This is a genomic window from Occallatibacter sp. FHG110214_02 (assembly GCF_059115385.1).
Genome location: NZ_JBZYWK010000014.1, coordinates 46,667 through 59,720, shown reverse-complemented (window position 1 = coordinate 59,720; position 13,054 = coordinate 46,667). Strand labels below are relative to the sequence as shown.

Here is a 13,054-nt window from a genome sequence, read left to right as displayed (position 1 = left end):
CGAGGTTAAAGCGTCGCAGTTGGATTGGAGAGCGGATGAGTTCTATCACCAACAACCAAGCGTCCGGCGTATGGATTACACGTCTGCGCGCCGATGAGCGGTCCACGCTCATTGGGACTTTTGCAGGTTGGATGCTGGATGGCATGGACGTGACCATCTACAGCTTTGTGCTTCCCAGCCTGGTTCTGCTCTGGCACATCAATAAGGAGCAGGCTGGCGTGCTGAGCACTTCTGCGCTGCTTCTTTCTTCTGTGGGTGGTTGGCTTGCCGGACTTGCTGCTGATCGCTATGGCCGCGTGCGCGTGCTCCAGATTACGATTCTCTGGTTTGCCTTCTTTACGTTTCTGAGTGGATTCACGAACAGTTTTACGCAGTTGCTAATTGTTCGAGGACTCCAGGGGCTCGGCTTTGGCGGGGAGTGGGCTGTAGGTTCTGTGCTCATTGGGGAAGTTGTACGAGCCGAGTACCGTGGCCGTGCCGTGGGGGTAGTACAAGGGGGATGGTCGATAGGCTGGGGAATGGCGGCCCTGTTCTATACGATTTTCTTCGTTGTTTTTCCTCCTGCAATTGCATGGAGAGCGATGTTCTGGATAGGCTTGCTGCCGGCGATTATTGCGGTATGGGTGCGGAAGCACATTGCAGAGCCGCCGCTGTTTATGCAGCATCGTGAATCATCGCAACAGCCGGCAGCGGGTTTTCTTAAGATATTTGGCGCTGGCATTCTGCGTACGACGTTACTTGCTTCCCTGGTCGCACTGGGTGCACAGGGCGGCTACTATGCGGTGAATACTTTCCTGCCTCTCTACCTGAATTCGCGTGGGCTTTCCGTGACGCACACTGGCGGTTATCTGATGATTGTGATCGCTGGTTCGTTCTTTGGCTATATGACCAGTGCGCATTTGGCAGATGCGCTGGGCCGCAGATGGACTCTCGTGATCTTTGCTGCGCTTTCTTTCGTCACGATTGTCTTATATATGGTTGTCGCGACGGATAACTGGGTCATCATGCTTCTTGGATTTCCGTTGGGATTCTTCCCGTCAGGTTCGTTCAGCCCTATGGGGGCTTTCTTCACGGAGTTGTTTCCGACATCGCTTCGTGGCTCAGGCCAAGGGTTTGCTTATAACCTCGGACGAGGCGTAGGAGCGCTTTTCCCAGCGCTGGTTGGTCACTTCAGTGCGAGCATGAGCCTGGGGCCGGCGATTGCACTCTTTTCGGCGTCTGCTTATGTGCTGATGGCGCTCAGTGTCTTTCTTCTGCCTGAAACACGGGGCAAAGCGCTGATCCACGAATAGCTCTCAGAGTGTAATTCCCAAGCGGATATATCTTTCTCTTTCTATAAGAGCAGGCGTCGAGGTTCAGCCTGTGCGGAAGTGTATTGCTGAACCTCGATCTAATTGCTTTCGGGTTGGCTGCCGATTGTTAATATCGCCAACTGGTGGTGTCGGCTCCCGGGGGCGCGGTCTTCAGCATGCGCTGTTGCATCAGCGGCATTTGCCGTTGATAGACCTGCCCGCGAAGTGTCGTTCCCGGCAAGGCAGGATCGCCACCCCAGTAGCAGTGAATTTGCCGCGTTCCGTATTCGACGGTGCCATCGTAATATGGGTCCTTTGTGCTTTCGAGGAAGGCTGCGGTATAGCGCACCGCGTTTGCCAGATAAAACTGATCTTGGGTGCCTACCGCAAGGTGTATCTTGCCTACCAACTTTGGCCCTAGCGTTGACCAGTCGCGGCGCATGATGTAATCCAAGTCGGAATGTTCCTGCCAGTACTTTGCCACTTCTGGATTAATCACGCCGGTTTTCTTATCCCAGATCATGCCTGGGTAACCGTCCGCACCTACCGGCCCGAAGACGGCCTGCATGCCATCCCATAGCCCCTCGCCGCGGCCATGATCGCCCACCACGAGTTCAATGCGATCATCCTGCTCCATTGTTGTTGCTACGCGGTCGTCGTCCATTCGATCGGCGGGCGCCACTGTGGCCGGTCCGCGATTGCCAATGGCGGGAATGGGGACGAGCGCCCAAGGTGCGTTGTAGAAGTAGGCATTCTTATTGGAGTAGATGTTGACCAGACGCCACGCGCGGAAATCGATAGGGCTCGGAGCGCCGGTCCATTCCCCGTTATAGAAGTCCGGATACTTGATTTGCATGCCGAGCGCTTCCCACCCGCCAGTGCTGCATCCGTTCAGCATGCGTGACCACGGCTGCCCTATGCCGCGAAATCGCTTTTCAATCTCGGGAATCAGTTCCTGCGTAATCGCATCTCCGTATGGGCCGTTATTCGGAGAGTTTACGCCATAGGAGTCGTCATAGTAAGGCGTTGCATGCTGAATCGTCATAATCAGCATGTGCGGAACCTTGCCGCTGGTCCAGTCCTGATAGAACTTGTAGGCCATGTCGGCCATAGCCCGCGGCACGCCCTTCATATCGGGAGTTGGCGGGGTTTCGCGATAGCCGGCAAGAGTGGTAGGGAAGTGAGCTGGAGTGATGACCAGCGGATAGTGCGCGTTGGGGTGCGTATCCCATCCCGGTGGGAGCAGTACAAACGCGCCCAGCCCTACAGGACGGCCCCAAAAGGCGCTAAGCAACTTGCTCTGGATACGAACGTATTTCAGATTCGGCGTGTCTTTGGGATAAGGCAGCTCAGGGATAATCTTGTCGAGGGAGATATCGATAGTCTTTCCCGGAGTTACGTGGATTTTGCGCGCCGTGCTATACAGGTTTCCCGGCTTGATGTTCCACTGCTGTCCTTCCCAGTGGTCTATGGGCAGCTTGAGCACCCTGCCGTCGGCGCGATGAACGGTCTCATACATATTGAGCACTGCTTGAACGTAATAGTCGCCTTCCGGTATGTCGTTCAGGCTGTCGAGGGGATAGCCGAGGGCATTCGCATTCACAACAACGGAAGCATCCGGTTGCAGGCCATCCACGGTTACACCGAACAACTGTTGCGTAGTGAGCACATCGTCGCTCACCTGCATGCGCGGCGCTTTGCCCCCGTCTTTGGAGATGACAAGCAGCATGCGCCCATCGACTGCTGTTGACCGCAACGATTTCGGCATTGTGATACGAAAGCGTGCAGTGGAATGTTGATGGCAACCGGCCACTAACAGCGGCAACGCGCAAAGTGACAGCAGTGCATAACGACACTTACGTTTTCCCCAGCTCGACTCGGACCTCATGGTCGCCAATCTCCTCTCCACGCTTTTGCTACCTGCACTGCTTACTTCCGCCGCTTCTGGACGCATGGGAGTTAGTACCTCCAGCTCTTCACGTCGGAACCGGAGGGCGCTGTCTTCAGCATGCGGTCCGCCATCGCCGGCATCTGCCGTTCGTATACCGTGCGCGTAGACATTGCTTCGGGTTCGTCAGGCGCGCCAACCCAGCAATGCACGAACCGGTCTCCGTACTCAACACTGCCGCCGTAGTTAGGATTCCTGGTAGCTTGCAGAATCTTGTCTACGCGGCGAACGGCATTGGCGAGATACCACTGGTCGCTTGTGCCCACCGTCAGGTGGATTTTCCCCACCAGCTTGGGGCCCAGCGTGGGCCAGTCGCGCTCCAGAATGTGTCCCAGATCGGAGTGATCCTGCCAATACTTCGCCACCTCGGGATTGATTGCGCCGGTTTTCTTATCCCAGATCATGGCGGGATAGCCATCCTGCCCAACTGGCCCGAAGACGGCCTGCATCCCGTCCCATAGTCCGGCTCCGCGGCCATGGTCACCGACTACCAACTCAATGCGGTTGTCCTGCTCCATGGTGGTCGCAACCTGGTTGTCTTCCATGCGGGCAGAAGGAAGCTTCTGCGTCAGGCTGCCGGGGCCAGGGTTTCCAATGCCCGGAATCGGCACATGTCCCCAAGGGCCTTCGTCATAGTAGGCATTTTTGTTGGCATAGATGTTTACCAACCGCCACGAATGGAAGTCGATGGGGCTGGGAGCACCTGCCCATGTTCCGTTGTAGAAGTCTGGATACATTACCTGCATGCCCAGAGCTTCCCAGCCTCCGGTCGAGCAGCCCGTGAGCGCGCGAGCCCATGGCTGAGCAATGCCGCGGAAACGCTTTTCGACCTCGGGAATAAGTTCCTGGGTAATGGCGTCGCCGTAAGGGCCGTCATTTGGAGAGTTCACGCCGTAGGAGTCGTCATAGTAAGGCGTGGGGTGCTGGATGGCCATGAACAGCATGCGGGGTGCCTTACTGCTCTTCCAATATTGATAGAACTCGTAGGCATACTTGGCTGAGGTTGCCGCAAACGGTCCCAGGCCTCCTTCTTCTGGGCCGGGTGCGTTGTCGCCATCCTGGAGTGTGGGGTCAGGAGGTATATCGGAGAAGGCAGTGATCTTCGTGGGGAAATGCGCTGGATTGACGATCAACGGGTAGTGGGCATCCGGGTGGGCATCGTAGCCTTCGGGAAGGATTACAAAAGCGCCCAGCCACATGGGGCGACCCCAGAAGGCGGAGAGCAGTTTGCTCTGGATGCGAATGTATTTGACGTACTTGGTGTCCTTTGGATACGGCTTCTCAGGAATCACCTTGTCGAGGGAGATGTCTATCTTGCCGCCGGCCTTGGGGTCAATCCATATCTGGCGTGGTGAGCTATAGAGATTGCCAGATTTGGTGCTCCAGTTCTGCCCCTCCCAGTGATCCATTGGCAGCTTGAGCACTTTTCCGTCGGCGCGGTGAAAGGTCTCGTAAACATTGAATACGGCTTGAACATAATAGGCTCCGGCTGGGATTTGCTTCAGGCTGTCGAGTGGATAACCGATAGCGTCCGCATCCAGAACAGCGGTGCCGTCTGGCCGCAATCCATCCACATTTCTTCCGAAGATTTGCTGGGTAGTAAGCGCGTTGTTGCTGACCTGCATGCGCGGCTCGCGGGAGCCATCTTTAGAAAGAATCAGCAGTAGCCGACCGTCAGCCGGGGAGCTATGGACGGATTTCGGCATGGTGACGCGAAAGCTCACGACCGGGGAGGTAGTCTTGCAACCCGTTGCGTACATGGCAATTACCGCCATGGCAAGAAGCGATACATTCCGAGCTTTCCCGTCTTTACAACAGGACCACAGCCTCATGACGACTTCTCCCTTCCTGTATTGCTCTTTCTGTGACACGAGTCACAAGGCGCAAATTTCAAGACAAGGCCGTCTCTCTGCGTGTCAAGGATGTTGGCGATAATTTCACGAAATATGATCAAGATCAAGGGTTAATTCCGACAATTTGTATACAAAATGTATGTAATTTTCCGCATTGCGAGACGGTCGTCGCGCTCGGATTGCCCTGGCGGGCAACGAATTTCCTCTTCCATGCTTAAGTACATGAAAGCCATTGACGCCCTGCGATGTGCCGTCTGGAGTCGCGAATCGATTATTTGTAAATCGTTGACAGATCCTGCATATCCTGCATAACGAGCAGACATGTCTTCGTCAAGAACAATAGATTTTTATGTATGGCCTGATGGTAGAACTTCCCGAAATTGGCGGGAAATTGCCGTCCGCGGCATTGGCTGAATTGGACATCGGCGAGCCAAACGCCACTGCACCTCCCGATCGTTGCTTGTGGCTGTTTGCTTGGTGGCGCACTTGACTCGAGGATTCGTCGCGGATGTTGAAAGACTACTGCGAAGTCTAGCGGATGATAATCTCGCGGCGACCAAAGAGGCGCGCATCGAGCGAGAAGGCACCGGGGCTAAGCAGGACAAGGGCAAGGGAAATTATTGTGAGGTGAAGGCTGGCAGAAAAATCAACAGAATTGACAGACTCCTCTGCGCGCAACTGGTTGATGCAACTTACGAGGCCGCCGATCGTGAGGCCTGCACCTGCAAGCGGCGTAAGAAGGCCAATAAGCAGAGCGAGGCCAGCAAGCGCCACAGCCATGGTCAGAAGCCACTGGAGTGCGCGCTGCCGTACTCGTGATGTCCGAATCTTTTGTGCACCGCCAATAAAGCCGATTTGTTTGTGCCCAAGCTTGCTTAACTGCTTGCAGGTAGGCATCTTCAAAGTCGATTCCTACATCTCCTGTGCCTTCCTGCACATGCCGGCGGTCAATGGTCACAATCGGAATCAGATCATCGAACAGCGGTTCAATTACACGAGTCTCCAGCTCAGATGCCATAATCAATACGTCGTCTACTCGCCGCATCAACATTCTGCGCACGGAGCTTACGAATTTTGCTTCGCTCGACTGGGTTGTGGCGATCAGCAGTTCAAAGTCATTTTCCACGAAAATATCTTCCAGGCTGAGTAGAAACTCCGGGAAGAATGGATTGGTCATGTCAGGGATAATCACACCATACGTGTTGCTGCGGCCATATTTCAGCGTTGTGCGCTTGGGTTGTGAATAAATTTGAGTTCTTCCAAGACTCGGCGCACATGGCGGGCAGTTTCTTCTTTCACCGGCCCGGAGCTGTTCAACACACGGGACACTGTGGCGCTGGACACACCGGCGCGTTGCGGACGGTCCGCATATTTAAAGGAGTGCGTTCCTGGCGTGATTTCGTGGCTTTGTCGCAGGGAGAGGCTGCTCGAAGCTGGCGGAGAGCACGACTCTAGTTAGCGCCAGTATAGAACCACGAGCCGAGGATACTTGCATCAATACACCCACGGCAGCGTCTAAATTACTTGGAAAGTCAGGCAAAAGATGGCTTTAGTGGAATTCAAATAGACAAATCAGGCCAGACGTAGTATTACTTTGGCTCGTCCATGATGCAGTCGAATGAGGATGGCTCAAAGTGGCCTGATCGGGGGGATCACAGGCAATCGTGTGCCATCCGCCGGGGCATTCCGTTACGCAGTGTGGAGAAAGAACGTGAGAGCAAGCAAGTTAGAGTTGACGCGAAGAGAGGCGTTGCAGGGTATAACTGGCGCGGCAGCAGCGGCGATTTTGTCCGGGACCGGAATGGCGAGCGAGCCTAAGGACGGTTTGAATCCATCCTGGCCGATAGACTATGCGCAGAATGCCAGCCGTGTGCAACCTTTTAATGACGGTTGGCGATTTTATCGGGGGGATGCAGCTGGCGCGGAGGCGGCCAGTTTTGAGGATGGGAAGTGGCGAACACTCGACGTTCCGCATGATTGGAGCATTGAGGATATTCCTGCGCAGCTGGATAGCGGTAAAGGCGCTGTGTGGACGGAAGGTACTGCCCCGGTTCGTGTAGGGCCGTTTGACATGTATGCGAGTGAAGGGCAGGGAGCCACAGGATGGACTGTGGGAGGAACCGGCTGGTATCGCAAGACATTTGAAAAGCCGCAAATTCCCACGGGGGGAAAGGTGGAACTGCGTTTCGAAGGTGTCTACATGAACTCCGATATCTGGGTGAATGGCGTACACCTTGGGAACCATCCTTATGGCTATACCGAATTTGCCCATGATGTGACCGCGCTTTTAAAAGATAAAAACAACGTTGTTGCGGTACGAGTAAAAAATACTGGCCGCAACAGCCGCTGGTACTCCGGCTCCGGAATCTTTCGAAAAGTATGGCTGAGTGTCGCTGGGGAAATACGCATTCCCGCACACGGTGTCTATGTGACCTATCCGCAGGTATCGAAGAGGCTGGCACAAGTCCATACCGAAGTTACGGTGAAGAACGGCAGTCCAACGAATAAGCGCATCAATGTTAGAGTGCGGCTTGTAGATGTTACGGGAGTTGCAGTCGCAGAGTCGCAATCGTCTGTGTTTGTTACTACAAGCGAGCCTGCCGTCGCTGTTTGCATACTGGAGTTGAAGAACCCCAAGCTTTGGTCGCCAGCAGATCCTCATTTGTACCGTGCCGAAGCTCTGGTCGAAGCCGGTGGCAAGGTCGTGGACGCCGCATCCGTAAACATAGGCGTGCGGAAGGTTGAAATAGATGCAACCAGCGGCCTGCGCATTAACGGAGAAAGCATTAAGCTGCGCGGTGGGTGTGTGCATCACGACAACGGCCTGTTGGGGGCAGTGTCTATTCCGCGGGCCGAAGAGCGCCGTATCGAAATTCTAAAGGCAAACAATTACAACGCAATTCGCACAAGCCATAACCCGCCGTCGCGCGATTTTCTGGATGCGTGCGACAGGCTTGGGATGCTTGTGATTGATGAGGCGTTTGATTGCTGGGAGTCCGGCAATAAGAACCCTGAAGACTATCATCTGTATTTCAACGACTGGTGGCAGCGCGACTTGGAAAGCATGATTGTGCGCGACCGTAATCATCCTTCCATCATCCTGTGGAGTATCGGCAACGAAATTAACGAGCGTGCAGAGCCGCGCGGCATTGAAATTGGTAAGGATTTAGCGGCCTACGTTCATAAGCTCGACCCCACGCGCAAGATTACTGCTGCGATTTGTCATCCGTGGGATCATCCGGGACAAACCTGGCAGGATCTGCAGCCAGCTTTCACGTATCTGGATGTTGGCGGCTACAACTACCAGTGGTCCGAGTATGAAAAAGACCACGCGAAATTTTCAGACCGCATTATGGTGGGGACGGAATCCTTTCCAAACCAGGCATTCCAGAATTGGCGCGCTGTTGAGGCTAATTCCTACGTGATAGGCGATTTTGTCTGGACGGCGATGGATTATCTCGGGGAATCCGGAATAGGCCACGCCACCATTAGAAATGCTGATGGGGCAGATAGCTTTTCTATGCCCTATCCCTGGTTTAATTCTTATTGCGGCGACATTGACCTGATTGGCAACAAGAAACCTCAGTCGTGGTTTCGCGATGTTGTGTGGCGTAAAAGCAAGATAGAGATGGCTGTGCAAAGGCCCGTGCCAGAGCGCTGGACGGAACAGATCAGCATGTGGGGCTGGAGCGACGAGCTCCGCAGTTGGACATGGCCGGGGTTCGAGAATTTCCCCATGAAGGTGCGCGTTTACACGCGTGGCGATGAAGTGCGGCTTCGCCTGAATGGTAAGGAAGTGGCTTCTCAGAAAATTGTGGAGCAGGATGCGCTTGTTGCGGAATTTTCCGTTCCTTATAGCCCTGGTGAATTGCGAGCCGAGGCTTATCAGTCCGGGCAGCCGATTGGAGAGGTTACTTTCAAAACGGTTGGCGCGGCGCGCAAGCTTATGCTGACGCCTGACCGCTCTACGATAAGAGCGGACCGCGGCGATCTTAGCTATGTGATGGTAACGGTGGTCGATGAGGAGGGCACGCCTATCCCTGATGCGGTGGTCCCTGTCTCGTTTGAAGTAACGGGTAATGCTGAAATTGCAGCAGTGGGAAGCGCAAGCCCTAAAGATGTTGCAAGCTTCCGTCAGCCACACTGCAATACTTTTCATGGCTCGTGCCTGGTTGTGGTGCGTCCTATCGGAAAAGATGGCGGGACAGTACATTTACGTACGCAGTCACAGGGGCTTGAAGAAGCTAGCGTTCAGCTAGAGCTCGCAGTCCAGTCTGCTTAAGCTCGTATAGATGATAAGGGTTGCCGCAGAAAAATTTGCGGCAATCGTCACGAATTTGTCGTCGGTACGTTAGTATCGCTGTCATGATGCGTTCATTGTGGGTTGTGGGACTGGCTGGCGCCATGAGCGCCTTAGTGTCGGCGCAGACAAGCGGTGTTCCTGCGTCGTTGAAAACAGGCTTTCAAACGATTCAGTCTGAGACCTTAAAACGAGACCTGACCTATGTGGCGTCGGATGCGTTGGAAGGACGCCTAAGCCTCGCTCAAGGAGACGAGAAGGCAATCGATTGGATAGCCGCGGAGTTCCAGAAAGCGGGGTTGTGTCCGGCAGCAAAAGATGCTGCGGGCAAGTCAAGCTATCTTCAACGGTTTAAGTTGGCCGAATTTAGAGCGGATAGGACAGCGTTTTCGTTTGCGCTTTCGCATGGCGGAGAAACGAAGGTCTATCACGCCCCCGAAGCTTTTGGCAGCTATAAGAATGCTGTGGATCTTACAGCGCCGATCGTTTTTGCAGGTTTTGGCATTACTGCGCCGGAGCTAGGCTATGACGATTATGCGGGGTTGGACGTCAAGGGGAAGATTGCCCTGGTCTTTGACCATGAACCACAGGAAGATGATCCGAAATCTATTTTCAATGGAACGGGATTAACGCGTTATGCAACTTCTCGTGTGAAGCTGCTGAATGCGCAGGCGCATGGAGCAGTTGCTGCCATTCTGGTTGCTGAGCCAAACCGGCATCATCTTACCAATGCAGAGCGTGCTTCTCGAATTGGAGGATCGATTACACGCGCAGTGCCTTTGGCAACGCAGGCCATTGAAGACGATGAGTTACATATCCCTCTTGTGACCGTACAAGACGCAGTTGCGCGGGAAATTTTTTCTGGTACCGGAGTCACTCTTTCCGATCTGCAATCGAAAATCGATGGAGAACTGAAACCGCAATCGCGGGCCATTGAGGGAGCGACCGTTACTCTGCACATGCGAAATGCGAGCGAGCGTGTGGCCGAGACAGCCAATGTGGCTGGATTACTTGAAGGAAGCGACCCGCGCCTCAAGGCGGAGACGGTGTTAATCACGGCGCACCACGATCATGATGGCGAAGCTCCGTGCCCGGAAGGAAAGACTGGTGTTGACCAGCTAAGCCGCGAGATTCCCGCCGGTCCCGGCTGCCTTGAAATATGGCATGGCGCAGATGATAACGGCTCTGGAACTGTTGGCGTGGTAACGCTGGCTCATGCGTTTGCTGCCAATCCGACACGGCCTAAACGCAGCATTCTCTTTGTGGTCTTCGCTGCAGAAGAGAGGGGGCTACTTGGAGCCTACTGGATGGCTGAGCATCCTCTGCGGCCGCTTGCTGCGACGCGTGCGCAGATCAATTTTGACATGATCGGACGCGATGAAAAGCCAAGCCCACAGACGAATGGACTGATTGAAATTCCTGCAGACACGTCCAATAGGTTGAACCTCATTGGCGCTCTGTACTCTCCCGAGTATGAGCGTGTGATTGAAGAAGAAAATAAGAGTGTCGGTCTTGATTTGGACCATCGTTTCGATCACGACTCAGTGCTGAACGTCTTCTTCCGTTCGGACCAATTCCCATTTGTGCTCAAGGGGATTCCTGCGTTCTGGTGGTTCACCGGGTTTCATCCTGACTACCATCACACAACGGATACAGTCGAGAAGATTGACTTTGCCAAAATGACTAAGATTCTTCAGCTTGCATATCTGACTGGTTGGAGATTTGCCACAGATAAGACGCCTCCCGTCTTTCTTCCAAATCCGTCAGCGAAATAGAGCTGAGCGCATCTGAATGCCGCTGTTTGCAAGCAATGTGCATATTTCTGTGACGGCTTTTGGAATAGCGTTCTCAACGGAAGAAGAGAGGGAAAACCCGTAATTAAACTGTTCGCCGCACACGGTTACAAGTAATCCCTGAGGACTTTTTGCATATAACGCGTTGCACAGCGCCAGCAATTCTTCAGGATTGATATGGTGCCAAAAGCGTGTAGCCTGTGATCTTGCAATTAGCGGGACGCACTGCACATTGCCGGCGTGACCGCCTTCCGTTGCATCTATGAAAACAACTAACTCCGCATCGTGCATGTAATCTACCAATTCTGGCGAGAGCTGATGCGCACATTGAATCTGTACAGAGTCAGGTGCAAGGTACTGCAACTGATTGGCAACAACCCAGGCAGCCCCGTCATCTCCGCGCAGCGGATTGCCGTAGGCGATTACGAGAGCACCCACCATTAACGCACCACTTCATCCAGCATGTTTCCGTCTGGCCCAAGCAGTTGGACTTTGAGCGCCATCTGTCCGGCTGCGTGCGTGGAGCAGCTCAAGCATGGATCATAGGCGCGAATCACAGCTTCTACGCGGTTCAGCATTCCGTGTGTGATTTTTTCGCCATGCACATATTGCTGCGCTACTTGCAAAACACTTTTATTCATTGCCAGGTTATTTTGTCCAGTTGCAATGATTAAGTTGGCCCAACGAATCAGCCCTTGTTCATCAATTTTGTAGTGATGCAGCAACGTTCCTCGCGGAGCCTCTGCGATACCGACTCCTTCAAACGCATTGGGCCTTGCAATGGCGCGCACATGTGTGGAGAGAATGTCTGAATCATTCAGTAGCTCTTCCATCCTCTCAATGCAGTAAAGGATTTCAATCAGCCGCGCATGATGGTAATGGAATGAACTCAGTGTAGTCTTGCCGTATGCTTTGCGAAACACTTGCAACTCAGCGTCGGCAAGAGGTGTGCCGCAACTCTGCACAACATTGAGCCGTGCGAGGGGGCCTACGCGATACATGCCATCAGGAAATCCTTGCGGTACATAATAGGCAGATTTGAGATAGCTCCACGGTTCAACTTTTTCACCAAGGAACTTTGCGTAGTCTTTTACCTCAAGCCTATCGGCGACGATTGTGTCTGTCGCATCTGTAAAACGCAGCTTGCCATCATAGAAGGCAAGGTTTCCATCGCTATTGACAATTCCCATGAACAGGGAAGGGAAGCTTCCAAATGAATCCACATCGTTCGCAAACTTCTCTACAACGCCTTTCAGCCACGTCATGCTGCGCTGTGTGATCTTCAGCGCTTCAGGAATTTCTGCAAGGATGCTGTCGCGGTTCTGTTGCGAGAGCGGATCGCTTACTCCGCCAGGTACTACCCATGCCGGATGAATTCGCTTGCCGCCCAGTCGCTCGATAATCTGTTGGCCGAACTTACGCAGAGCAATGCCATCACGTGCTAGTTGCGGCTCAACCTCGAATACGCCAAAGAGATTACTCTTGGCCGGGTCCGCATCCATACCCAGCAACAAATCCGGAGACGAGAGATGGAAGAGGCTGAGAGCGTGCGATTGCACTACCTGTGCAAGCGTAATCAATTTCCGTAGCTTTTCTGCCGTAGGCGGAATGCGCACAGCGAGTAGCGCATCGCAGGCCTTTGCGGAGGTAATCAAGTGGCTGACTGGGCAGATGCCGCAGATGCGCGCCATTAACGATGGCATCTCGGCATACGGCCGCCCTTCGCAGAATTTTTCAAAGCCTCGAAACTGCGTTACATGGAAATGTGCATCTGCTACACGGCCTGTTTCGTCGAGATGCAGCGTAATCTTGGAATGCCCTTCAATGCGAGTTACCGGATCGATGGTGAGTGTCTTAGTCGCAGCCAT

9 protein-coding genes are annotated in these 13,054 nt (G+C 53.8%); 3 read left to right on the top strand and 6 right to left on the bottom strand.

Features of this window, described 5'->3' with window-relative positions; translation table 11 throughout:
- The first annotated feature begins 35 nt into the window (after positions 1-35).
- Positions 36-1,292 carry an MFS transporter gene (locus tag AC5S3R_RS13510; protein WP_494267582.1) on the top strand — a complete coding sequence of 419 codons (1,257 nt, stop codon included), beginning with the start codon at positions 36-38 and terminating at the stop codon, positions 1,290-1,292.
- 127 nt (positions 1,293-1,419) lie between these two features.
- On the opposite strand, the gene AC5S3R_RS13505 is transcribed toward AC5S3R_RS13510, so the two are convergent.
- From AC5S3R_RS13505 to AC5S3R_RS13490, 4 genes are all read right to left on the bottom strand, one after another.
- Complete coding sequence (locus AC5S3R_RS13505; RefSeq protein WP_494267581.1) at positions 1,420-3,060, bottom strand: alpha/beta hydrolase-fold protein; 1,641 nt, start codon at positions 3,058-3,060, stop codon at positions 1,420-1,422.
- A 191-nt stretch (positions 3,061-3,251) separates the two neighbouring features.
- Positions 3,252-5,015, bottom strand: a complete 1,764-nt coding sequence (locus AC5S3R_RS13500; protein WP_494267580.1) for an alpha/beta hydrolase-fold protein — start codon at positions 5,013-5,015, stop codon at positions 3,252-3,254.
- Between the two features lie 609 nt (positions 5,016-5,624).
- Positions 5,625-5,990, bottom strand: a complete 366-nt coding sequence (locus AC5S3R_RS13495) for a hypothetical protein (RefSeq protein WP_494267579.1) — start codon at positions 5,988-5,990, stop codon at positions 5,625-5,627.
- 321 nt (positions 5,991-6,311) lie between these two features.
- Complete coding sequence (locus tag AC5S3R_RS13490) at positions 6,312-6,437, bottom strand: LacI family DNA-binding transcriptional regulator (RefSeq protein ID WP_494267578.1); 126 nt, start codon at positions 6,435-6,437, stop codon at positions 6,312-6,314.
- 367 nt (positions 6,438-6,804) lie between these two features.
- On the opposite strand from AC5S3R_RS13490, the gene AC5S3R_RS13485 reads away from it, so the two are divergent.
- Together AC5S3R_RS13485 and AC5S3R_RS13480 are read left to right on the top strand one after the other, a co-directional pair.
- The gene (locus AC5S3R_RS13485; protein WP_494267577.1) at positions 6,805-9,375 is read left to right on the top strand and encodes a glycoside hydrolase family 2 TIM barrel-domain containing protein; all 2,571 of its coding nucleotides are present in this window, start codon (positions 6,805-6,807) and stop codon (positions 9,373-9,375) included.
- A 20-nt stretch (positions 9,376-9,395) separates the two neighbouring features.
- Positions 9,396-11,168 (top strand): M20/M25/M40 family metallo-hydrolase, encoded by a 1,773-nt coding sequence (locus AC5S3R_RS13480; protein ID WP_494267576.1) that lies wholly within the window; start codon positions 9,396-9,398, stop codon positions 11,166-11,168.
- Here the strand turns inward: AC5S3R_RS13480 and AC5S3R_RS13475 are convergent.
- Complete coding sequence (locus tag AC5S3R_RS13475; protein WP_494267575.1) at positions 11,157-11,627, bottom strand: hydrogenase maturation protease; 471 nt, start codon at positions 11,625-11,627, stop codon at positions 11,157-11,159. The genes AC5S3R_RS13480 and AC5S3R_RS13475 overlap by 12 nt on opposite strands.
- On the bottom strand, positions 11,627-13,054 hold the full coding sequence (locus AC5S3R_RS13470; RefSeq protein WP_494267574.1) for a Ni/Fe hydrogenase subunit alpha: 1,428 nt from the start codon (positions 13,052-13,054) through the stop codon (positions 11,627-11,629). The genes AC5S3R_RS13475 and AC5S3R_RS13470 overlap by 1 nt, the downstream gene beginning before the upstream one ends.

What these genes read in the sequence shown, in the direction of transcription:
- AC5S3R_RS13510 (WP_494267582.1), top strand. Translation starts at nt 36, where the DNA reads ATGAGTTCTATCACCAACAACCAAGCGTCCGGCGTATGGATTACACGT.
- AC5S3R_RS13505 (WP_494267581.1), bottom strand. Translation starts at nt 3,060, where the DNA reads ATGCCGAAATCGTTGCGGTCAACAGCAGTCGATGGGCGCATGCTGCTT.
- AC5S3R_RS13500 (WP_494267580.1), bottom strand. Translation starts at nt 5,015, where the DNA reads ATGGCGGTAATTGCCATGTACGCAACGGGTTGCAAGACTACCTCCCCG.
- AC5S3R_RS13495 (WP_494267579.1), bottom strand. Translation starts at nt 5,990, where the DNA reads ATGCCTACCTGCAAGCAGTTAAGCAAGCTTGGGCACAAACAAATCGGC.
- AC5S3R_RS13475 (WP_494267575.1), bottom strand. Translation starts at nt 11,627, where the DNA reads ATGGTGGGTGCTCTCGTAATCGCCTACGGCAATCCGCTGCGCGGAGAT.
- AC5S3R_RS13470 (WP_494267574.1), bottom strand. Translation starts at nt 13,054, where the DNA reads ATGGCTGCGACTAAGACACTCACCATCGATCCGGTAACTCGCATTGAA.